Annotated in this window: 22 protein-coding genes; 13 read left to right on the top strand and 9 right to left on the bottom strand. The window is 64.6% G+C overall.

Annotated features, from left to right (window positions below):
* Positions 1-14: 14 nt before the first annotated feature.
* From PSV40_RS11980 to PSV40_RS11970, 3 genes are read right to left on the bottom strand one after another with little or no spacing between them, the layout of a single operon-like run.
* Positions 15-656, bottom strand: coding sequence for an amino acid synthesis family protein (locus PSV40_RS11980; RefSeq protein WP_300537727.1), 642 nt, complete (start codon positions 654-656; stop codon positions 15-17).
* Positions 657-678: 22 nt separating this feature from the next.
* Entirely contained in the window at positions 679-1,596 is a 918-nt protein-coding gene (locus PSV40_RS11975; RefSeq protein WP_300537725.1) for a UPF0280 family protein, read from the bottom strand.
* A 12-nt stretch (positions 1,597-1,608) separates the two neighbouring features.
* Entirely contained in the window at positions 1,609-3,243 is a 1,635-nt protein-coding gene (locus PSV40_RS11970; RefSeq protein WP_300537723.1) for a 6-hydroxynicotinate reductase, read from the bottom strand.
* A 261-nt stretch (positions 3,244-3,504) separates the two neighbouring features.
* Here PSV40_RS11970 and fdxA point away from each other — a divergent pair, with 261 nt between their 5' ends.
* From fdxA to PSV40_RS11945, 5 genes are all read left to right on the top strand, one after another.
* Positions 3,505-3,834 carry a ferredoxin FdxA gene (gene fdxA, locus PSV40_RS11965; protein WP_300537721.1) on the top strand — a complete coding sequence of 110 codons (330 nt, stop codon included), beginning with the start codon at positions 3,505-3,507 and terminating at the stop codon, positions 3,832-3,834.
* 39 nt (positions 3,835-3,873) lie between these two features.
* The gene (locus tag PSV40_RS11960; RefSeq protein ID WP_293593975.1) at positions 3,874-4,647 is read left to right on the top strand and encodes a ferredoxin--NADP reductase; all 774 of its coding nucleotides are present in this window, start codon (positions 3,874-3,876) and stop codon (positions 4,645-4,647) included.
* 138 nt (positions 4,648-4,785) lie between these two features.
* The gene (locus PSV40_RS11955) at positions 4,786-5,475 is read left to right on the top strand and encodes a TetR/AcrR family transcriptional regulator (protein WP_300537718.1); all 690 of its coding nucleotides are present in this window, start codon (positions 4,786-4,788) and stop codon (positions 5,473-5,475) included.
* A 56-nt stretch (positions 5,476-5,531) separates the two neighbouring features.
* Positions 5,532-6,728 carry an amidohydrolase family protein gene (locus PSV40_RS11950; protein ID WP_300537716.1) on the top strand — a complete coding sequence of 399 codons (1,197 nt, stop codon included), beginning with the start codon at positions 5,532-5,534 and terminating at the stop codon, positions 6,726-6,728.
* 15 nt (positions 6,729-6,743) lie between these two features.
* Positions 6,744-7,349 carry a 3'-5' exonuclease gene (locus PSV40_RS11945; protein ID WP_300537714.1) on the top strand — a complete coding sequence of 202 codons (606 nt, stop codon included), beginning with the start codon at positions 6,744-6,746 and terminating at the stop codon, positions 7,347-7,349.
* A gap of 3 nt (positions 7,350-7,352) precedes the next feature.
* Here the strand turns inward: PSV40_RS11945 and PSV40_RS11940 are convergent, their stop codons facing one another.
* Both PSV40_RS11940 and PSV40_RS11935 read right to left on the bottom strand, forming a co-directional pair.
* Positions 7,353-7,652, bottom strand: coding sequence for a hypothetical protein (locus PSV40_RS11940; protein WP_300537712.1), 300 nt, complete (start codon positions 7,650-7,652; stop codon positions 7,353-7,355).
* Between the two features lie 8 nt (positions 7,653-7,660).
* Positions 7,661-7,993 carry a DUF6172 family protein gene (locus PSV40_RS11935; RefSeq protein WP_300537711.1) on the bottom strand — a complete coding sequence of 111 codons (333 nt, stop codon included), beginning with the start codon at positions 7,991-7,993 and terminating at the stop codon, positions 7,661-7,663.
* Between the two features lie 175 nt (positions 7,994-8,168).
* On the opposite strand from PSV40_RS11935, the gene PSV40_RS11930 reads away from it, so the two are divergent.
* A complete protein-coding gene (locus tag PSV40_RS11930; RefSeq protein WP_300537709.1) occupies positions 8,169-9,419 on the top strand; it encodes a DEAD/DEAH box helicase in 1,251 nt (416 codons plus the stop codon).
* A 36-nt stretch (positions 9,420-9,455) separates the two neighbouring features.
* Here PSV40_RS11930 and PSV40_RS11925 read toward each other — a convergent pair whose 3' ends face one another.
* Positions 9,456-9,692, bottom strand: a complete 237-nt coding sequence (locus PSV40_RS11925; RefSeq protein WP_300537707.1) for a DUF6139 family protein — start codon at positions 9,690-9,692, stop codon at positions 9,456-9,458.
* A gap of 333 nt (positions 9,693-10,025) precedes the next feature.
* Between PSV40_RS11925 and PSV40_RS11920 the strand changes: the two genes are divergently transcribed.
* The 6 genes from PSV40_RS11920 (at position 10,026) to PSV40_RS11895 (ending at position 15,897) form a co-directional block, all read left to right on the top strand.
* A complete protein-coding gene (locus PSV40_RS11920; protein WP_096699551.1) occupies positions 10,026-10,790 on the top strand; it encodes an SDR family oxidoreductase in 765 nt (254 codons plus the stop codon).
* 227 nt (positions 10,791-11,017) lie between these two features.
* Positions 11,018-11,791, top strand: coding sequence for an ABC transporter ATP-binding protein (locus PSV40_RS11915; protein ID WP_300537705.1), 774 nt, complete (start codon positions 11,018-11,020; stop codon positions 11,789-11,791).
* Positions 11,792-11,957: 166 nt separating this feature from the next.
* Positions 11,958-12,662, top strand: coding sequence for an ABC transporter ATP-binding protein (locus tag PSV40_RS11910; RefSeq protein ID WP_300537703.1), 705 nt, complete (start codon positions 11,958-11,960; stop codon positions 12,660-12,662).
* 61 nt (positions 12,663-12,723) lie between these two features.
* On the top strand, positions 12,724-13,917 hold the full coding sequence (locus PSV40_RS11905) for an ABC transporter substrate-binding protein (RefSeq protein ID WP_300537701.1): 1,194 nt from the start codon (positions 12,724-12,726) through the stop codon (positions 13,915-13,917).
* Positions 13,918-14,007: 90 nt separating this feature from the next.
* On the top strand, positions 14,008-14,892 hold the full coding sequence (locus PSV40_RS11900; RefSeq protein ID WP_300537699.1) for a branched-chain amino acid ABC transporter permease: 885 nt from the start codon (positions 14,008-14,010) through the stop codon (positions 14,890-14,892).
* A gap of 42 nt (positions 14,893-14,934) precedes the next feature.
* On the top strand, positions 14,935-15,897 hold the full coding sequence (locus PSV40_RS11895) for a branched-chain amino acid ABC transporter permease (RefSeq protein WP_300537844.1): 963 nt from the start codon (positions 14,935-14,937) through the stop codon (positions 15,895-15,897).
* Between the two features lie 36 nt (positions 15,898-15,933).
* Here PSV40_RS11895 and PSV40_RS11890 read toward each other — a convergent pair whose 3' ends face one another.
* From PSV40_RS11890 to dbpA, 3 genes are all read right to left on the bottom strand, one after another.
* Positions 15,934-16,809 carry a transglutaminase family protein gene (locus PSV40_RS11890; RefSeq protein ID WP_300537698.1) on the bottom strand — a complete coding sequence of 292 codons (876 nt, stop codon included), beginning with the start codon at positions 16,807-16,809 and terminating at the stop codon, positions 15,934-15,936.
* A 355-nt stretch (positions 16,810-17,164) separates the two neighbouring features.
* Positions 17,165-17,887: an SDR family NAD(P)-dependent oxidoreductase gene (locus PSV40_RS11885; RefSeq protein ID WP_300537696.1), complete on the bottom strand. Its 723-nt coding sequence runs from the start codon at positions 17,885-17,887 to the stop codon at positions 17,165-17,167.
* A gap of 12 nt (positions 17,888-17,899) precedes the next feature.
* Positions 17,900-19,339: an ATP-dependent RNA helicase DbpA gene (gene dbpA, locus PSV40_RS11880; RefSeq protein ID WP_300537694.1), complete on the bottom strand. Its 1,440-nt coding sequence runs from the start codon at positions 19,337-19,339 to the stop codon at positions 17,900-17,902.
* Between the two features lie 269 nt (positions 19,340-19,608).
* Here dbpA and PSV40_RS11875 point away from each other — a divergent pair, with 269 nt between their 5' ends.
* Positions 19,609-20,445 carry a phosphatase PAP2 family protein gene (locus PSV40_RS11875; RefSeq protein ID WP_300537692.1) on the top strand — a complete coding sequence of 279 codons (837 nt, stop codon included), beginning with the start codon at positions 19,609-19,611 and terminating at the stop codon, positions 20,443-20,445.
* Positions 20,446-20,456 lie beyond the last annotated feature (11 nt).

The raw sequence follows: 20,456 nt of genomic DNA, 5'->3' as shown, positions 1-20,456 counted from the left end.
GTGTCGATGGCGCCTCAGCGCAGGCCGTCCCACTTGCTGATGGCCTGGGCTGCCAGTCCACCCACCCGCGCATGGACACGGGGACCAGTGCTCATGGCAAGAATAAAGACAATTTCGTCCGGCAGGGGGGCGCCGGGGACCCGAACTTCTATGGCGTCGAAATGGCTGCGCACGTAGGCGGCATTGATGTGTGTCATCGGCACGTCCAGCGCCGCGCCGGGCCCGCCCACTTTCTTGGTCGAGGGCACGATGGACAGGGCATTGCCGGGGCGTCCGGATTTTTCCTCGCCCTGCCCTTTGGCATACGCCGCCGCATCACCCTTCCAGCCCAGCAGTTCGCGCATCGCGTAACCACCAGGAACGTGCCAGAGTGCACCGTGCTCAAGCTCGCCCGCCGCACCGACGATCGCCCCCTTGCCGTAACCCTCGATACGTTCCACCGGCACGTCCATCGCCGCGCGCAGCCGTTCGGCCATGTCGATGCCGACGGGCCCAAGCGCGTCCATCATCGGCAGGATGTCGGGCTCGTAGCGGCCTGCAAATGGATTGGTCAGCACGGCAGCAATGGCGCCGCGCATCAGCGGCACCGGGGCGACCGGGCCAAACTCGTGCCAGATCTGCTCCACATGCGTAAAGATGCGTCGTATTTCAATCATCTGTTTGCGTCCATCCATTTCATTAAGCAAATACTGAACCAACTTGCATGCCCCGTCCGTCGGCATGCCGGTTTTCCAGGGCAAGCGTGTCCGCCGCACCGGTGGTAATCACCTGATTCTGGCAAACCAGCGCGGCCGACCAGATCAGGCCCGCGGCGCGCAAGGCCTGCGCGCGCTTCAGGCCCGCCCGCAAGGCCTGCTGCACCAGCGCCGGCTCCAGCGGCGGCACATCCACCGTGACGGGAATGGCGCCGAGATCGCAATCATCCTTCAATTCGCAGGCCGGCCTGCGCCGGATACGTGTATCGCGCAGATCGACCGCGTTGGCAATCACGGTGGCCGCGGCATCGGCCTCGGACGCGGTGCGTGCGAGAACCGTGACGCTGTCGGCGATGCCGAGTGAAAAGCTGCGGCCGCGCCAGCCGCTGGTGGCCACGCCGCGCACGGGCAGCACACTCGCCACCTCGAACTGGCCATCGGTCTGCACACCATCCAGAATTTCGCCCATGCCCAGCCGCGAAAGATCGGCATAGAGGCCGATGCGCACCGACTGGGAGGGCGTGAGATGCAGGGCGATGTCGCCGCCATTGTTGACCCAGGCCCGCGCCACGCCGCTGACGGCGTAACAGGCCACCAGTTCCTGCGCCACAGCGCCGGCCACCGCGGCCATCGGGGTGATGAAACTGCTTTGATAAGGCTGGCAGGCATGCCACATGCGCCGTGCAATGGGTCCATGCAAGGGGCAGTCGCCGTTCACCGGTTGCCGCAGGGCAGCGAACTCCTGCACCAATTCACCCAGCACGCCGGTGAAGCGCTCCCACGCCGCGGCATGGGCAGCCTCCACACAGGCCGGACGGCCGCTTGCCCCAATGACGATGTCCATCGGACCGTGCTGGAAATGCCAGCGGCCGTCGGGCAGGTGCGTGCGTTGGGCATTCATGCGTCGCCTGCCTCAGCCCAGCAGTGGTGGCCGTGCGAGCGGCCACGGATTGGCTGGGGGCAAGGGCACCCACTTGCGGGCCGTGGGCGCACCTTCGTTGTGCCACGCTCCCCGGCGCAGTGCATCTTCCAGCGTGCGCACATGATCCATATGACCGCCCAGCGCACGGTAGTCGTCGAGCTTCATGCTGAATTCAATGGGTGCGACGATGGCCGGTGTGGGCACGGTGCCGAAGCTGTTGTCCGGCATGCGCATGACATCGGCCATCACGGTGATCCCGCCGCCCGGCCAGATATAAGCAGGCGCCCCGCCGCAGGTGACATTGACCAGCGCGTCCTTGATGGCGCGCGTCAGCAAAACCGGGTTTTCCGTGACCCCGGCACGCAGGCTGCCGCCGGCGCCGCCCAGGAAAAGCACGGTGGTCAGCGAAGGCTCGCAGTTTTCGCCGATGCGCTCGACAATGCGACGCACGTCTTCGGGCATGTCCTGCTCCACCGGCTGGAGCTTGTCGTCGAGAACATACCAGCTCGCGTGCTCGCCGGTGGTCGATGTCATGAGCAGCCGAAGGCCGGGCCAGGCCGCCTCGGTCTCCCAGCTTTCGATGATGGCCAGCGGATCGGCGATGTCCGTCCCACCCCATCCTGTTCCGGGGTTGGCCACCTGGAAATAACGTCCCGGCGTGGATTTGCGGCCGCGCATCCTGATCCCCGAGGGTCGCATGTCCAGGCAACGGCCGGCCTGGTGCTCGGTCAGCACACCGGTGATGTGATCGTCAACCACCACCACCTCGTCGAGCTTGCCAAAAAACTGCTTCGCAAAAATGCCGATGGTGGCCGAGCCGCAGCCCACACGCATGCGCTTTTCCTCCACCCCGTTGACGATGGGTGCACGGCCGGCCTGAATCAGGATCTGGGAGCCGCCATCAATCGTGAGTTCGGCCGGCTGCTTGTTGCCCAGCGCCATCATCATCTCGACCGTCACGCGGCCCTCTTTCTTGCTCCCTCCGGTCAGGTGATGCACGCCACCCAGTGACAACATCTGGGAACCATACTCCGCCGTGGTCACATGGCCCACAACCTCGCCCTTGCAACGCACATTGGCCTGCTCGGCGCCGAGGAAGCGGTCGGTGTCTATCTTCACCTTGAGGCTGCAGTAGCTGAAGATGCCTTCGGTGACCACCGTCACCATGTCAACACCCGCCGCCCTGGACGACACGATGAAAGGCGCCGGTTTGTAGTCGGGGTAGGTCGTCGAGGAGCCCACGCCGGTGATGAACACCTCGTCGGCCAGTAACAGGTCACCGTTCCAGGATGTTTCCTCCGGCGCGGCATCCGGCAACGCAACCGGATCAGGCGCGCCCGCGGCGACGGGTCGGGCGGTGAACGGCACGACCACAGGCTCCCCGCCGTCCAGGGTACGGCGCAGCAACAGCACGGGATCGACCCGAACCAGCGTGCCGCCGTGGTTGGCATACCGGTCGCAGGCGCCGCTGCGGCCGTCGGAAATCTGGCACAACACCGGACAGGCGTTGCACTCAATCTTCTCGCTGTTCATCCGCTCGCTGCGCGGCCGGGCCTTTTCCAGAACCTGGGGAAGCCCCGGGGAATTCATGCCTGGTAATCCGTCCGTCTTTGTATGCTCGGTCATCGTGTTTGCCTTCGTCCTGCCGGTCATCCCGCGCGTCACTCCCGATGTAGCGCTTGCTTAATTAGAATGTTGCACTTGCTACATTTGAAATCAATGTAGCGCATACGCATGGCCGGTGCAATAGTGTTTACACGTCAAATCCGGAATTCGGCAAAAAATGTTATGGGCGCTACATTTAAATGTTGCGTTCACTACATTTGTATGGCACATTGATGCCATCGACCGCCGGCGGCCTTCCCGGCAGACCTCCTCAAGGACCTCATGACCCACGTCGTCACCGATGCCTGCATCAAATGCAAATACACGGATTGTGTGGACGTCTGTCCGGTCGACTGTTTCAAGGAAGGTCCCGACTTTCTGGTGATCGATCCCGACGAGTGTATTGACTGCGCCGTGTGTATTCCCGAATGTCCGGTCAACGCCATTTACGCCGACACGGACACGCCCGCCCAATTCGAACCCTTTTTCGAGCTGAACCAGCGCCTCGCCAGACAATGGCCCACCATTTCCAGGCGCATCGCGCCCCTGGCGACGGCGGAGCAATGGAAAGACAAAACCGGCAAGCTGGCGAGCATCCATCTCGCCGGCTGAACCATTCAACCCGAACCTCCAGCCCCTGCATCCACCACCATGAGCGCCTTCAACGAAGAACGTGTCCTGTCCGTCCACCACTGGACCGACCGCCTGTTTACTTTCACCACCACCCGCGACCAGTCGCTGCGCTTCAGCAACGGCCATTTCACGATGATAGGCCTGCGGGTCAACGACAAGCCGCTGCTGCGGGCCTACAGCATCGTGAGCCCCAACCACGAGGAACATCTGGAGTTTCTGAGCATCAAGGTGCCCGACGGCCCCCTGACGTCGCGGCTTCAGCACATCAAGGTGGGCGACACCATCATCGTCGGGCGCAAGCCGACCGGCACCCTGGTGATCGATTACCTGCTTCCCGGCAAGCGGCTGTACCTGCTGTCCACCGGAACCGGTTTGGCGCCCTTCATGAGCATCATCCGCGACCCGGCGACTTACGAACAGTTCGAGCAGATCGTTCTGGTGCACGGCGTGCGCCAGGCCGACGAGCTGGCCTACCATGACCTGGTCGTGGACCATCTGCCGCAGCACGAGTTCCTCGGCGAGATGGTGTCCAGGCAGCTGCTGTATTACCCGACCGTGACGCGCGAGAGTTACCGCAACATGGGCCGCGTCACCGACCTGATGGAAACCGGCAAGATGTTTGAAGACCTGAAGCTGCCCCCGCTGGACCCCGCGCAGGACCGCGTCATGATCTGCGGCAGCCCGGGCATGCTCAAGGACCTGAAACACATGCTCGAGAAACGCGGTTTTGTGGAGGGCAACACCTCCAGACCCGGCGACTTTGTGATCGAACGTGCGTTTGCCGAGCAATAATATGGCCCCCACGCTTCTCGCTTCGCGTAGTACGCTGCCCCCCGAGGGGGCGCTGCGCCTGCGGCCCGGCAAAGCCGGCTCCGCGGCCCCGGCTGGCGAAGAGAAGACCTCCACGCTTATCGCCTGCTAACTGACGCCATGGCCACCAAAACCACATCCCCACGCTCGGCGACTGCCCGGCTCGCCTCGGCAAAGCGGCCGGGTGTGCGGGAGCAGGCCGCGCAGACCACGCGCGACAACATCCTGCGTGCCGCCACCAAGGTCTTTGCGCGGTATGGCTACGAAGGCGGCAGCGTGGAAAAAATCTCGCAGTCGGCCAAGTCCTTCGACCGGATGATTTACTACTACTTCGGGAGCAAGGAAGGCCTGTTCATCGAAGTGCTGGAAGACATGTACCGCCGGATGAACGATGCCGAGCTGGAGCTCGACCTTGACCTGGAGCAGCCGGTGGAGTCGCTCAAGGAAGTGATCCGTTTTGTCGTGACCTATTACAGCAAGAACCCGGAGTTCATCACGCTGCTCAACACGGAAAACCTGCACCGCGGCAAACACATCTCCAAGTCCATGCGCGCCCGGGAGTACTCGTCGCCCGCCATCGCGATTATCCAGAAGCTGCTGGAAAGCGGGGTGAAAAAAAAGGTGTTTCGCCCTGACATCTCCGCACGAAATGTCTACCTGCTGATCGCGGCAACCGGCTATTTCTACATCTCCAACCGCCACACGCTGTCGGCCTTCCTCGGGGAAGACCTGCAGACCCCCGAGGCCCTGGCCGACTGGCAGGCCTTCATCACCAGCACCGTGCTGCGCACCGTGATGCTCAACCCCTGACACCTCCGCGCCGCCGGCGGACATTCCCACCCACGACCTTTGAGAGGGCAAACAACATGGCTGAAGCTGTATCGACCGGAAAATCCGGAAAAGTGGTGATCAAAAACATCGGACTACTGCTGTCCGGCGACATCGACAAGCCGATTCTGGACGCAGACACCATTGTCGTGAACGACGGACTGATCGTCGCCGTCGGCAAGGCCAAGGACTGCGACACCGAGGGCGCGCAGACCATCATCGATGCGCACCAGACCTGCGTCTGCCCGGGGCTGATCGACAGCCATGTCCATCCCGTGTTCGGGGACTGGACGCCGCGGCAAAACCAGATCGGCTGGATTGATTCCACGATGCACGGCGGCGTCACCACCATGATTTCAGCCGGCGAAGTGCACCTGCCCGGCCGCCCCAAGGACATCGTCGGGCTCAAAGCCTTGGCCATCACCGCGCAGCGGGCTTTCGACAACTTCCGCCCCGGCGGCGTCAAGGTGCTGGCCGGCGCCCCCATCATCGAAAAAGGCATGGTCGAGCAGGACTTCAAGGAGCTGGCCGAAGCCGGCGTCACGTTGCTCGGTGAGGTCGGCCTGGGCTCGGTCAAGGCCGGCTACGAAGCCAGGGAGATGGTGGCCTGGGCCCGCAAGTACGGCATCCAGAGCACCATCCACACCGGTGGCCCGTCGATTCCCGGCTCCGGCCTGATCGACAAGGACGTGGTGCTCGAGGCCGACGCCGACGTGATCGGCCACATCAACGGCGGGCACACCGCCCTGTCGGAGCAGCATGTCTGCGAGCTCTGTGAAAAGTCCTCGCGCGCCATCGAGATCGTGCACAACGGCAACGAAAAGGTCGCCATTGCGGCGGCGCAGGCCGCGTTGCAGCTCAAATGCCCGCACCGGGTGATCCTCGGCACGGACGGGCCCGCCGGCTCCGGCGTGCAGCCGCTGGGCATGTTGCGGCTCATCGCCCTTCTGTCCAGCCTGGGCAACATTCCGGCGGAGCTGGCCTTCTGTTTTGCCACCGGCAACACGGCGCGTATACGCCAGCTCAACTGCGGCCTGATCGAGGTCGGCCGCGATGCCGACTTCGTGTTCATGGACAAGGCCCAGCACTCGTCCGGCCTGAACCTGCTCGACAGCGTGCAGCGCGGCGACATTCCCGGTGTGGGCATGGTGATGATTGACGGCATCGTGCGCAGCGGCCGCAGCCGCAACACGCCGCCGGCCACGGACATCCCCAGCGTCGTCACCCCGGCCTGACCGCCTGCCCCCCGCATGTCGCACCTGCCGTCGCCGACCAAGGAGGAGCTTGCACGGCTCGAGCCCCTGGCGCAGCTCGGTTTGCCCGATATTTTTGTGGTCTCCACGCGCCAGCAGGCCGATGAAGCCTTCCAGTCACTGGCGACCAGCGCCGTGCTGGGCTTTGACACCGAATCCAAACCCACCTTCTTCAGGGACCAGGTGTCCGAAGGCCCGCACGTCGTGCAGTTTTCCACCCTGCACAAGGCCTGGGTGTTCCAGTTGCATGACGCAGGATGCCGCGACACCGTGTCGGCCCTTCTCGAGCTGGAAACGGCAGCCAAGGTGGGCTTCGGGCTGGCTGGCGACCATCAGCAGATCCGGCGCACCCTGGGCGTTTCTCCGCGCAATGTGCTGGACCTCAACGCGGTGTTCAGGAGTCGCGGCTACGCCAAGGAGATCGGCGTCCGCGGCGCGGTAGCTGTGGTGTTCAACCGGCGTTTCATCAAGTCGAGAAAAGCCACCACCTCGAACTGGGCGAACCGGCAGCTGACGGACAGCCAGATCGTGTATTCAGCCAACGACGCCTGGGCGGCGATCCAGGTCTTTCACGCGCTGGGCCTGCCGCCGCCGCAGGCTTGAGATTCACGCGTAAACAAAACGCTGCCTGAAGGCGGCACAGAACTGCGGGCTGCCGCCCATCGACAGGGTCAGCGTGTACCAGCGGTCGCCCGCCTCCTCTTCCTGCTCCTGCAGGTTGAAGTCCCACTCCCCGCCATCGTCCAGCGGCGCCTGCAGGCCCGGGAAGGCCGAATGTGCCCACTCCAGCACCTGCACGATTTCCGTGCGGACGGCCGCCACCTGGTCGGGCCGGACAGACGCCATCGCGTCGAAAGTCCCCACGCCCTGCGCGTCTTCGCTGTAATCGAACTCGAGGAAATGCAAAGGGTGCTTCAGGACGATGCGTCCTGTCCATCCGCACTTTCCGCGGGGGCCGCGGCGGGTCTGGCCGTGCGGTGCCCCTCTTTGGCGAGCAGTTCGAGGTAAAACGCAGCGCCGCCTTCCGCGGCCACTGCATCGATCAATCCCATGATGGTCGCAAAATGCACCACGGCGGCCTTGTCCGGAGTGGTGCCGAAACGGCAGTCGAAATCCCAGTAGTCCACGCCCTCGGGCAGCGGCACCCGGCGTTGCCTTTTGACGTATTTTCGGATTTCGTGCTTGACGGCATCGAGCACGCGATCCCGGTTTTTGCCTTCGATGTTGAGCTGGAATGTCTTTTTCACGGGTGCCTTTCGGGGGTCTGGTATCAGCCCGGACGGACGTGATTTGTGTGCCCTTGATTATGCGGCTTGCGCTGCTCCGCGACCCCGGGTCGCAAGCGCTTAAACTGGGCCTTTACGGCGGGCGCTCTCCGGAACCACCTTCACCCTCACCAAGCTCCCTCAAAGCTCCCTTTTCATGCCATTTTCCTCACTGGGCCTGTCCCCCGCCCTGCTGCACGCCGTCGGCACCAGGGGCTATCTGGCGCCCACACCGATCCAGACCGCCGCGATTCCCGCCATCCTGCAGGGCCGTGATGTGCTGGGTTCGGCGCAAACCGGTTCGGGCAAGACGGCGGCCTTTGTGCTGCCGCTGCTGCAGCAACTGCTGGCGGGCCCGCACCAGAAGCCGCGCAGGGTACGCGCGCTGGTCCTGGTCCCCACACGTGAACTCGCGGCGCAGGTCGGCGAGACCGTCCGCAGCCTGGCGCAGCAGCTGCCGCAGGCCCTGAAGGTGGCGACTGTGTTTGGCGGCGTGTCCATCAACCCGCAGATGATGAACCTGCGCGGCGGGGCCGACATCGTGGTCGCCACCCCCGGCCGCCTGCTGGACCTGGTGGACCACAACGCACTGGTGCTGTCCGGCGTCACGGCGCTGGTGCTCGATGAGGCCGACCGGCTCTTCGAGCTCGGTTTTGCCGACGAACTCGGGCGCATCCTCGCCCTGCTCGCGCCGCAGCGCCAGAACCTGTTTTTCTCGGCCACCCTGCCGCCCGCCGTGCAGGCCCTGGCGCAGACGCTGCTGCGCGAACCCGTGCGTATCGAAGTCCTGTCCGAGCCGGAGCAGGCACCCGACATCGTGCAGCGGGCCATTGCCGTGGACGCCGGACGGCGCACCCAGCTGCTGCGCCACCTGATCCAGACCAACGGCTGGCGCCGGGTGCTGGTCTTTGTGGCCACCAAACACGCGGCCGAAATCGTGGCCGACAAGCTGCGCAAGGTGCGGATCAACGCCGAGCCTTTCCATGGCGAGCTGAGCCAGGGCAAACGCACGCAGGTGCTGGCCGACTTCAAGGCCTCGCGGCTCAAGGTGGTGATCGCCACCGATGTGGCGGCCCGCGGCCTGGACATTGCACAGCTGCCGGTGGTGGTGAACTACGACCTGCCGCGTTCGGCGGTGGAGTACATCCACCGTATCGGCCGCACCGGCCGCGCCGGAGAAAGCGGCGTCGCCCTGAGTTTTGTCAGCGCGGACACGCTGGCCCACTGGCGCCTGATCGAAAAACGCCAGCAGGTGAGCCTGCCGCTCGAGCAGATTGAAGGGTTTGAACCGCTGCCGGCCGAGCCGTCGCCAGACGAGGTCGGCAGCCCGCCTTCGACGGGCGGCATCAAGGGCAAACGCCCCAGCAAGAAAGACAAACTCCGGGCCGCCGCAGCGCGCGGGGACTGAGTGTCCTGAGGCCTGGTTTCAGGCCCCAAACCGCCCTCAGTGGCCGGCGCGGTTGACGCTGGTGATGGCGTAGCCTTTTTCGGCAATTTGCTGCTCGGGGCGGGGAATCGCATACTGGCTGATCTTCTCGGCGCTGGCACCCATTTCCACGGCGCGGGCTTCGGACTCCCAATCGGTATTCGTGGCCTCCTCGGGAATCAGCCGCCCTTCAGGCACAGCGAGGTAGGAAAACTGGCGATTGGCTTCGGCCCGGCGGTAAATGTCGACACGCATGAGGTCTCCTTGGCAGGTGGCTGAGCCCTCCACCTTACCCCTGGCAAGCGCCTGCCCGCAGGAAAGTCCCTGCTTGTTACCCGGATTCCCGCTGTCCGGGCCGGTCCGGCACGGATGCCAGGCCCCGGAGGGGAGGCCTCGGATGCTCCTTTTTTGATAGCTGGTTGCGCTTGCCTATCAGGGGCTGGAGCCATTTTTTATCATAAATAACAAACGCCGGGTGTCCCGGCCCCGTGCAGCGCAGACACGCAGGTGACGCCTTCGCCGCCGCACTGGCGATAAGCTGCCACGCAAGCCTTTCCCTCCCCCATCCCCCACAGCCAGGAGTCCGCGATGAACGATCTTTTTTCCCTCCAGGGCCGCACGGCGCTGATCACCGGCGGTTCGCGCGGCATTGGCCGCATGATTGCCGCCGGTTTCCTGGCGCAGGGTGCGCGGGTCTATATCTCGGCGCGCAAGGCCGCAGCCTGCGACCAGACCGCCAGGGAACTGGCCAGCCTGGGGCACTGCGTGTCGCTGCCCGCCGATGTCTCGACGCTCGAAGGGGCCAGGGGCCTGGCCGCGGCGTACGGTGCGCACGAGCCGCAGCTCGACATCCTGGTCAACAACGCCGGCGCCGCCTGGGGCGCCCCGTTTGACGAGTTTCCCGAAAGCGGCTGGGACAAGGTGATGGACCTGAACCTCAAGACGCCTTTCTTCCTGACGCAGGCGCTGATCACCGCCCTGCGCAAGTCCGGCGAGCAGCGCCCCGCCAAGGTCATCAACATTGCCTCCATCGACGGCATTTCGGTCAACCCCATGGAGACCTATTCCTATGCGGCGAGCAAGGCCGGCCTGATCCAGCTGACCCGGCGCATGGCCTTGCGCCTGATCCAGGACAACATCGTGGTCAGCGCGATCGCGCCCGGCGCTTTTGCCTCGGACATGAACAAGGACGCCCGCGACCACGGCGAGGCGGTCGCCGCACGCATCCCGGCCGGCCGCGTGGGGCAGGATGCCGACATGGCCGGCGCCGCCATCTACCTGGCCTCGCGCGCCGGGGACTACGTGGTCGGCTCCACGCTGGTGGTCGACGGCGGTGTGACCCACGCGCGCTGAAAGGCCGGCGCCCACCGGCTTTCCTTCTGGCAAAACCCTGCCGCGGCGGGCATCCTTGTCCCCTGACAGAGGGCGGCCCTGCCTGCGGGTTTTCCCTGCGCCAGCCCGGCACGTAAAACTACCTAAGTCCTAACCCGCTCACGCTCGACAACGCGACTCGTTAGCATGAAATTCTCTGTGACGGGCCTGTGCGCCCGCCCCTTCAATGTCTGTAGCCGGAGAGCAATTTGTCAGCGGAGTTCATTCTTGAAACGCGTGGGTTGACCAAGGAATTCAAGGGATTCGTGGCCGTCAACCAGGTGGACCTGAAGGTCCAGCGCGGCCATATCCACGCGTTGATCGGCCCCAACGGCGCGGGCAAAACCACTTTCTTCAACCTGCTGACCAAATTTCTGCCTCCGACCACCGGCACCATCCTTTTCAACGGCAAGGACATCACGACCGAAAAGCCGGCGCAGACGGCTCGGCGCGGCATTGTCCGTTCCTTCCAGATCTCGGCAGTGTTTCCGCACATGACCGTGCTGGAAAACGTGCGCGCCGCGCTGCAGCGCAACCTGGGCACCTCGTTTCATTTCTGGAAAGCCGAAAGCACGCTGTTTCCCCTGCATGACCGCGCCCGCCAGTTGCTGGCCGAGGTGGACCTGCAGGACTTCGCCGACGAGCTGACCGTCAACCTGCCCTACGGCCGCAAACGCGCGCTGGAGCTGGCCACCACGCTGGCGCTCGAGCCCGAGCTGATGCTGCTGGACGAACCCACACAGGGCATGGGCCACGAAGACGTGGACCGCGTGACACAGCTGATCAAGAAGGTCTCCGCCGGGCGCACCATCCTGATGGTGGAGCACAACATGAACGTGGTCTCGTCGATCGCCGACCGCATCACGGTGCTGCAGCGCGGCGCCATCATTGCCGACGGCCCGTACGCCGAAGTGTCGAAAAATCCGCTGGTGATCGAAGCCTACATGGGCACGGCCAACACCGAACTGCAGGGAGCGCACTGATGTTGGCCCCCACGCTTTTCACTTCGTGTAACACGCTGCCCCCCAGGGGGGCGCTGCGCCTGCGGCCCGGCAAAGCCGGTTCCGCGGCCCCGGCTGGTGAAGACACAGTCCGCACGCTCACCTCTTCGCTGCGTTGGCTGACTTTTATGGCACGCCGGAGGCCTGCATGACCAAAGAACTCCTGAAAATCGAGAACCTGCACGCCTGGTATGGCGAGTCGCACATCCTGCACGGTGTGAACCTGACGGTGCACGAGGGCGAGGTGGTCACACTGCTGGGCCGCAACGGCGCCGGGCGCACCACCACCATGCGTGCCATCGTCGGCCTGACCGGTTCGCGCAAGGGTTCGATCCGCATCAACGGTGAAGAAACCATCAAGCTGGCGCCGCACAAGGTGGCGCACCTGGGTGTGGGTTACTGCCCTGAAGAGCGTGGCATCTTCGCCAGCCTGACCGCCGAGGAAAACCTGATGCTGCCGCCCACGCTGGCACCGGGCGGCATGAGCCTCGACGAAATCTACGCCATGTTTCCCAACCTGAAAGAACGCGCGTCCAGCCCCGGCACACGCCTGTCGGGCGGCGAGCAGCAGATGCTGGCGGTGGCACGCATCCTGCGCACCGGCGCACGCCTGCTGCTGCTCGACGAAATCTCCGAGGGCCTGGCGCCCGTCATCGTGCAAAAGCTCGCCGAGATGATTCTGACGCTCAAGGCCAAGGGTTACACCATCGTGCTGGTCGAGCAGAACTTCCGCTTCGCCGCGCCGCTGGCCGACCGCTTTTACGTGATGGAACACGGCACCATCGTGAAACAGTTTGCGCAGAACGAGCTGACCCAGAACATGGGCATGCTGCAGGAATACCTCGGTGTCTGACCGCCGTCCGGCCAGGCCCTTTCCACTTTTTCCGCTTTCGACCACAACCCAAGGAGACTCCATGAAACTCAAAACCCTCGTCGCCGCACTGGCCATCGGCTTCGCCGCCGCCGCCTCCGCGCAGAACACCGGCCCCGTCAAGATCGGCTTCATCACCGACATGTCCAGCCTGTACGCCGACATCGACGGCCCGGCCGGTGGTGAAATGGTCAAGTGGGCTGCCCAGGATTTCGGCGGCAAGGTGCTGAACCGTCCGATCGAAGTACTGACCGCCGACCACCAGAACAAGGCCGACGTGGCCAGCTCCAAGGCACGCGAGTGGATGGACAAGGATGGCCTGTCCATGCTGATCGGCGGCACCAACTCGGGCACGGCACTGGCCATGGCCAAGATCGCCGAAGAAAGAAAGAAACCCTTCATCGCCATCGGCCCCGGCTCGGCCCGCCTGACCAATGAAGCCTGCTCGCCTTACACCGTGCATTACGCCTACGACACCGTGGCACTGGCCAAGGTGGCCGGCGGCGCCCTGGTGAAGTCCGGTGCCAAGAACTGGTTCTTCCTGACGGCCGACTATGCTTTCGGTTATTCGCTCGAAGGTGATGCAACGACCGTGGTCAAGGCCAACGGCGGCACCGTGGCCGGCGCCGTGCGCCACCCGCTCAATGCCTCCGACTTTTCATCCTTCCTGCTGCAGGCGCAATCGTCCAAGGCCCAGGTGCTGGCACTGGCCAACGCGGGCGGCGACTTCACCAACGCCATGAAAGCCGCCAAGGAATTCGGCATCAACAAGACCATGAAGGTGGCCGGCCTGCTGGTGTTCATCAACGACGTGCACAGCCTGGGCCTGGCCAACACCGAAGGCCTGCAGCTCGCCGACAGCTGGTACTGGAACCAGGACGACGCATCCCGTGCGTTCGCCAAGCGCTTCTTCGACAAGTACAAACGCATGCCTTCGAGCCTGCAGGCCGCCGACTACTCGGCCGCGACGAGCTACCTGAAGGCCGTACAGGCCGCCGGCACAACAGACGGCGACAAGGTCATGGCCACGCTCAAGGGCATGAAGATCGACGACTTCTACAACAAGGGCCAGATCCGCGCCGACGGCCGCATGATCCACGACATGTACCTGTACCAGGTCAAGTCGGCCAAAGAGTCCACCACCCCATGGGACTACTACAAAATGGTCGCCAAGATCCCTGGTGACCAGGCCTTCACCACGGTCGCCGAGTCCAAGTGCGCCCTGCTCAAGAAGTAAGCTGACCCCGAAGTGGCCGGTCGCAGCGCGGCCGGCCACTTTTTACTTTGCTATTGTTTGTACTCTCACAGCGTGAACTGACGGGTCTCCATGGAAATTTTCGGTATTCCCCATCAAGCCTTTCTGGGCCAGCTGCTGCTGGGCCTGGTCAATGGCGCGTTTTACGCCATGCTCAGCCTCGGGCTGGCGGTGATCTTCGGCCTGCTGGGCGTGGTCAATTTTGCGCACGGCGCACTGTACATGCTGGGCGCCTTTGCCGCCTGGATCATGCTCGACAAGTTCGGCATCAATTACTGGGCGGCGCTGATCCTGGCACCGCTGCTGGTGGGCACGCTCGGCGTGGTCATCGAGCGTCTTTTCCTCAAACACCTGTACAAGCTCGACCCGCTGTACGGCCTGCTGCTGACCTTTGGTCTGGCGCTGATTCTCGAGGGTGTGTTCCGCGAGCTGTACGGCGCGTCAGGCCAGTCCTACAACGTGCCTGAGCTGCTCTCGGGCGCGACCAACCTGGGCTTCATGGTCCTGCCGAACTACCGCGCCTGGGTGGTGCTGGTGTCGCTGGTGGTCTGCCTGGGCACCTGGTACCTCATCGAGCGCACCCGGCTCGGCGCCTACCTGCGCGCCGGCACCGAAAACGCCGCGCTGGTGCAGGCCTTCGGCATCAACGTGCCCATGATGGTGATGCTGACCTACGGCGCCGGCGCCGCACTGGCCGCGCTGGCCGGTGTGCTGGCCGCACCCATCATCCAGGTCAACCCGCTGATGGGCTCCAACCTGATCATCGTGGTGTTTGCCGTGGTCGTGATCGGCGGCATGGGCTCCATCATGGGTTCCATCGTGACCGGCCTCGGCCTGGGCATCGTCGAAGGGCTGACACGGGTGTTTTATCCCGAAGCCTCCAACATTGTGGTGTTTGTCATCATGGTCATCGTGCTGATGTTCCGGCCCGCCGGCCTGTTCGGCAAGGAGGCCTGAGCCATGAGCCCTGCCATCACTTCTCCCCATGACAACAAGCAGATGACCCAAGCCGCCAAACTCATTCGAATCACCTACATCGCGCTGCTGATCCTGGCGCTGGTGGCGCCCATGCTCGGCCTCTACCCGGTGTTTGTCATGAAGCTGCTGTGCTTCGCCATTTTTGCCTGCGCCTTCAACCTGCTACTGGGTTTCACCGGCCTGCTGTCTTTCGGCCACGCGGCGTTTTTCGGCTCGGCCGCCTACGTCACCGGCTGGATCGTCAAGTCGCAGGGCTGGACGCCCGAGCTGGGCATCGTGGCCGGCGTGGTGGCCTCGGGCCTGATCGGCCTGGTGGTCGGCATGGTCGCCATCCGGCGCCAGGGCATCTACTTCGCCATGATCACGCTGGCGATTGCGCAGATGGTGTATTTCGTCTGCCTGCAGGCACCGTTTACCGGGGGTGAAGACGGCCTGCAGGGCGTGCCGCGCGGTGCGCTGTTCGGCCTGTTCTCGCTGGAGTCGGACACCGCCATGTACTACCTGGTGGTGGCGGTGTTTGTCGGCTGTTTTCTGGCCATCTCGCGCATCGTGCGTTCGCCTTTCGGCCAGGTGCTCAAGATGATCCGTGAGAACGAACCGCGCGCGATTTCGCTGGGCTACCAGGTGGACCGCTACAAGCTGCTGGCCTTTGTGCTGTCGGCCGCGCTGGCCGGCCTGGCCGGTTCGCTCAAGACCCTGGTCATGGGTTTTGCCACCCTGTCCGACGCGCACTGGTCGATGTCGGGCGAAGTGATCCTGATGACGCTGCTCGGCGGTGTCGGCACCTTCTTCGGCCCGGTGTTCGGCGCTGGCATCGTGATCTCGCTGCAAAACCTGCTCGCCGACAAGGTGGGCTCCTGGGTCACCGTGATCATCGGCGTGATTTTTGTGCTGTGCGTGCTGGCCTTCCGCAAGGGTGTGGTCGGCGAGTTGCAGGCTTACATGGAGCGGCGCCGGCGCGCTGCGGCCGCGCCCGACGCGTAAGCAACTGACGGGTCCGGAAAGTCCGGTAGCCCTCGCCTAGTTGTCTGCCGCTCCATCGGTAGACAGCGCCTCGGCCACATGCTGGGGCATCACCAGCTGGCCCTGATCATCGGGCAAGGCCTCGATGCTGATCACCGGCGCCGACGAGCTGACACCGCCGAACATGGTTGCAAACGCGGCGTCTGCCGCATCACGGCCGGTGGCCAGGCGCACAAACCCCATCGGAATCGCCGTTCCCGAGGGGTCGAACATGTACCAGCGGTGGCCCACATAAACCTCGACATAGGCGTGAAAATCGGTCGGACCCAAGGCCGGGTCGGCGCCGTAGTCGATGCCGCTGACAAACCGCGCCGGAATGTTGACCGCACGGCACAGCGCAATCATCAGGTGCGCAAAATCGCGGCAAACACCGGCCTCGTCGATCAGCGTATCCACCGCGGTGGTGTAGCCGGTCGAGCTGTTGGAAGTAAAGGTCACACGCTGGTTGACCCAGTCGCGGATGGCCTGGACCCGGCTGTAACCCTGGCGCAGCTGGCCAAACTCCTTGACGGCCAGCCGGTGCAGCCGGTCGGACTGGCAATAACGGCTGGGGTAGAGATAAGGCAGCACCGCGCCGGGCAGCTGCAACACGCCGACCTCGGCCACCTGGTCGGGTTGCGCCACATGGTGGCGAATGTCCACCGTCGCCCCGTAACTGACCGTCAGCGGACCGGGCATGGCCCTGAACTTGAGGTAGCGATTGCGGCTGACCGCGTCGGTATAAAACTCGGGCTGCAGGACCTGGCTGATGCCCAGGGTTTCGCTGACCACCGCCTGCTCGCGCGTGTGGGCCGCATGGATATCGAAGATGAAATCGCAGCCGGCATCGGCGACCTGGTAACCCAGTTCAATGGAAAATTTAAGCCTGACCATACGGTGTCTTCCTGGAGTGATGCGGCAGCCAAACCTGGTTCAGGCAGTCTGCGTTCGCGGGGAAATGGCGGGGTGGCGTGACAACGAAGCCCGCTGGCATCGCCGCGCTGCATCAATTGTGGCGCGCAAAAGCAGGCAGCGGGCCACAACGGGCCGAACGGCCATGATGCTGGCGATGCAGGCGTATCTGCGCCGGAGGCAAGGTCTGACGTGCACCGGGCCTGGCCGCCTACAGACACACGCGAGCCCCGCCGCGCATATCGGCAAACGCTTGGGCGGGACGCGATTCGCTCCTGTTTTTATAGCTGTCAGCGTAATCCAGTCAAGGGCTGGAGTCGTTTTTTGAGTTGAACCCTCAAAAAGGCAGCGTCTGCCCCCGGTAGTCCACCAGCGCCCCCGTATCGGCCGGCGCCAGACCAGCGAGCACAGCCAGCAGATCGCCGGCGGCTTCCTGCGGCGGGCGCACCGTGAGCCCGGATTTGGCAAAGGGCTGGCTCAGCGGCGTGTTCACCGTGCCTGGGTGCAGCGCCACGCAAATGCTTTCGCTGTTGTTGCGCGTCAGCTCGATGGCCGCGGTTTTGACCAGCTGGTTGAGCGCCGCCTTCGATGCCCGGTAGCCGTACCAGCCCCCCAGCGCGTTGTCGCTGATGCTGCCGACCCTGGCCGACACAAAGCCGGCCACGCAGCGCCCCTGCCGGGGCAGCAGCGGAAAGAAATGCTTGATCAGCAGCGCCGGACCGAAGGTGTTGACCAGGAAGACCTGCTGCAGGTAACCGGCATCGAGGTGGCGCCAGCTGCGTTCGGGCTGGCCTTGCGCACCATGGAGAAAGCCGGTCGCGACCAGCAACAGGCGCAGTGCCAGCCCGGACTCGGCACACATGTTGGCGACGGCCTGCGCCGCCGCAGCGATGCTGGCCTCATCCGCATAGTCGATGCGGATCTCGCCCGCACGGCCCAGGCCCAGCACGCGGTCGTATGGACCCTCGTGCTGCAGTTGCGCCAGCAGGGCCGCTCCCAGCGCACCGCCGGCGCCCACCACCACGGCCAGCCCGGATGTGCTCGGCGCGCCGGCTGTCACAGGGTTGCCCGCTCAGGCCTCGTCCATGAAGCGCACCTTGATACTTTTGCCCTTGACGCCGCCGGTAGCCAGCTTTTGCTGGGCCTGGCTGGCAATCGCGCGGTCCACCGCGACATAGGTGGAAAATTCATTGACGTTGATCTTGCCGACCTGCTCGCGCGTGAAAGGCGGCACATTGCCGGCTTCACCGGTCAACGCGCCCAGCACGTCGCCCGCGCGGATTTTTTCCTTGCGGCCACCGACGATCTGCAAGGTCACCATGGGCGGCAGCAGCGGCTCGTTGCTGGCCGGCGTCAGTTCGCTGAGCTTGTGCCACTCGGACTCGGCTTTCTGCAGCACCTCGATTTTCCCGACGTGCCCCATCTCGTCCATGCTGGCCAGGCTGATGGCCCAGCCCTCTTCGTCGGCACGGCCGGTGCGCCCGATGCGGTGGATGTGCACCTCGGCGTCCGGCGTCACGTCGACGTTGATGACCATTTCGAGCTGCGTTATGTCCAGGCCGCGCGCCGCCACGTCGGTGGCCACCAGCACCGAGCAGCTGCGGTTGGAAAACTGCACCAGCACCTGGTCGCGCTCGCGCTGCTCGAGCTCGCCAAACAAGGCCAGCGCGCTGAAGCCCTGGTCTTTGAGATAAGCCACGAGCGCGCGGCACTGCGACTTGGTGTTGCAAAACGCCAGCGTGCTTGCCGGGCGGAAGTGCCGCAGCACCTGCGCGACGGCGCCCAGGCGGGCTTCGTCGTGGTCGCTGTCGGGCACCTGGTACCAGCGCTGCTGGATTTTGGTTTTTTCATGCTGCGCCTGCACCGTGATGGTTTGCGGCGTCTTCATGAACTGCTGGCTGATTTTCGCAATGCCTTCCGGGTAGGTGGCAGAAAACAGCAGGGTCTGGCGTTCTTTCGGGCACTGTTTGGCGACGGTGGCGATGTCGTCGAAAAAGCCCATGTCCAGCATGCGGTCGGCTTCGTCGAGCACCAGCGTGTTCATCGCCTCCAGCGTCAGGTTGCCGCGCGCCAGGTGGTCCATGATGCGGCCCGGCGTGCCAACCACGATGTGGGCGCCGTTTTCCAGGCTGGCGGTCTGGTTGCGCAGCGGCACGCCGCCGCAGAGCACCACCACCTTCACGTTTTCTTCCGCCCGCGCCAGGCGGCGGATTTCCGTGGCGACCTGGTCCGCCAGCTCACGTGTCGGGCAGAGCACCATGGCCTGCACCGCAAAACGCCGCGCATTGAGGTTGGCCAGCAGGGCCAGCGCAAACGCCGCGGTCTTGCCGCTGCCGGTTTTGGCCTGCGCGATCAGGTCCTTGCCGGCCAGCGCCAGCGGCAGGCTGGCCGCCTGGATCGGCGTCATGGCCAGGTAACCCAGGGTTTTGAGATTGGCCTGCATCGCAGGGTTCAGCGGCAGCGTGCTGAAGTCGGTGCTGGCTGCGCCGGAAGTCGAAGGGGAAGAAGTCATCCCCTGATTATCGGCGCTGAGGCTTTTCCCGCCCCCTGGCGCACCTGGAGAGCCCCTGGCAGGCGCAGGCGCCGCCGCCGCCCGAGGCGGTCAAAATATGAATAAAAAAGGTTCCAGCCCTTATGGGACGTGCGCCTTCAGCTACTATATTAATAGCGTTTCAGGGTCGGCCAGCGCCGGTGACACCAACAGGGGCCGCAGACGCCCGCACAGCGTAAGCTAGCCGGAACGCCCTTTTCCCCTTACCTGCTGTCACCCGCCCACCCGCCATGCCTTTTGCTGATACTTCCGCCGCCGTGGTCCAGGCCCTGGGCAACTTGGGCCTGACGCTCTTTTTTGCGCTGCTGGCCTTGCTGCTGCCCGCCGCCACCCTGCTGTGGTGGCTGGCGCAGCGCTACGCCGTGCCAAGCAAGACCAGCACGCTGCCGGCCGGTGCCTTCCTGCTGATCCGGCTGGCATCGGGGTTTGCCGTGCTGGTGGGCGCAGCGGCCGTTTTTGCGGAAATTGCCGAAGCCCTCGGTGATGGCCCACGCGCCGGCCAGCTCGACCAGCTGTTTTCAGACGCGCTTCGCGCCAGCACCGCCGGGTGGGCCCTGCAGGTTTTCGCGTGGGTCACCCGGCTTGGCGACACCGCTACCCTGGCGGCATGGGGTGTGGGAGTGGCGACGGTGTTGCTGCTGCGCGGCCGGCGCTGGCTGGCCCTGGGCTGGGTGCTGGCCGTCAGCGGCAACGCCTTGCTCAACACCACCCTCAAGGCGCTGTTTGAAAGAACCCGGCCCGTGCACGACAGCGCCCTGGTGCATGCGGACGGCTGGAGTTTCCCGAGCGGGCACAGCAGCGGATCGGTGGTCGTCTACGGCATGCTGGCCTATGTGCTGATCCACAGCCTGCCGCCGGCCATGGCGCGCCGCGCCAGTCTGCCGCTGGTGCTGCTGGCTGCCACCCTGGCGTTTTCGGTCGGCTGCAGCCGGGTTTTTCTGCAAGTGCACTTCGCCACCGACGTGCTCGCCGGGTTTGCCTCCGGCACGGCCTGGCTGGCCGTGTGTGTGGCCAGCATCGAACTGACGCGCCACTACGGCCGCACCCGCGCCACCGCCTCGAGGTAAGGCGCAAGCCC

Source organism: Polaromonas sp. (genome assembly GCF_029945925.1).
GTDB lineage: Bacteria > Pseudomonadota > Gammaproteobacteria > Burkholderiales > Burkholderiaceae_C > Polaromonas.
This window is presented reverse-complemented; position numbering and strand designations above follow the sequence as displayed.

Bases quoted from the DNA above. Each gene is read 5' to 3' on its own strand.
- PSV40_RS11980 (WP_300537727.1), bottom strand. From the start codon at position 656: ATGATTGAAATACGACGCATCTTTACGCATGTGGAGCAGATCTGGCAC.
- PSV40_RS11975 (WP_300537725.1), bottom strand. From the start codon at position 1,596: ATGAATGCCCAACGCACGCACCTGCCCGACGGCCGCTGGCATTTCCAG.
- PSV40_RS11970 (WP_300537723.1), bottom strand. From the start codon at position 3,243: ATGACCGAGCATACAAAGACGGACGGATTACCAGGCATGAATTCCCCG.
- fdxA (WP_300537721.1), top strand. From the start codon at position 3,505: ATGACCCACGTCGTCACCGATGCCTGCATCAAATGCAAATACACGGAT.
- PSV40_RS11960 (WP_293593975.1), top strand. From the start codon at position 3,874: ATGAGCGCCTTCAACGAAGAACGTGTCCTGTCCGTCCACCACTGGACC.
- PSV40_RS11955 (WP_300537718.1), top strand. From the start codon at position 4,786: ATGGCCACCAAAACCACATCCCCACGCTCGGCGACTGCCCGGCTCGCC.
- PSV40_RS11950 (WP_300537716.1), top strand. From the start codon at position 5,532: ATGGCTGAAGCTGTATCGACCGGAAAATCCGGAAAAGTGGTGATCAAA.
- PSV40_RS11945 (WP_300537714.1), top strand. From the start codon at position 6,744: ATGTCGCACCTGCCGTCGCCGACCAAGGAGGAGCTTGCACGGCTCGAG.
- PSV40_RS11930 (WP_300537709.1), top strand. From the start codon at position 8,169: ATGCCATTTTCCTCACTGGGCCTGTCCCCCGCCCTGCTGCACGCCGTC.
- PSV40_RS11925 (WP_300537707.1), bottom strand. From the start codon at position 9,692: ATGCGTGTCGACATTTACCGCCGGGCCGAAGCCAATCGCCAGTTTTCC.
- PSV40_RS11920 (WP_096699551.1), top strand. From the start codon at position 10,026: ATGAACGATCTTTTTTCCCTCCAGGGCCGCACGGCGCTGATCACCGGC.
- PSV40_RS11910 (WP_300537703.1), top strand. From the start codon at position 11,958: ATGACCAAAGAACTCCTGAAAATCGAGAACCTGCACGCCTGGTATGGC.
- PSV40_RS11905 (WP_300537701.1), top strand. From the start codon at position 12,724: ATGAAACTCAAAACCCTCGTCGCCGCACTGGCCATCGGCTTCGCCGCC.
- PSV40_RS11900 (WP_300537699.1), top strand. From the start codon at position 14,008: ATGGAAATTTTCGGTATTCCCCATCAAGCCTTTCTGGGCCAGCTGCTG.
- PSV40_RS11895 (WP_300537844.1), top strand. From the start codon at position 14,935: ATGACCCAAGCCGCCAAACTCATTCGAATCACCTACATCGCGCTGCTG.
- PSV40_RS11890 (WP_300537698.1), bottom strand. From the start codon at position 16,809: ATGGTCAGGCTTAAATTTTCCATTGAACTGGGTTACCAGGTCGCCGAT.
- dbpA (WP_300537694.1), bottom strand. From the start codon at position 19,339: ATGACTTCTTCCCCTTCGACTTCCGGCGCAGCCAGCACCGACTTCAGC.
- PSV40_RS11875 (WP_300537692.1), top strand. From the start codon at position 19,609: ATGCCTTTTGCTGATACTTCCGCCGCCGTGGTCCAGGCCCTGGGCAAC.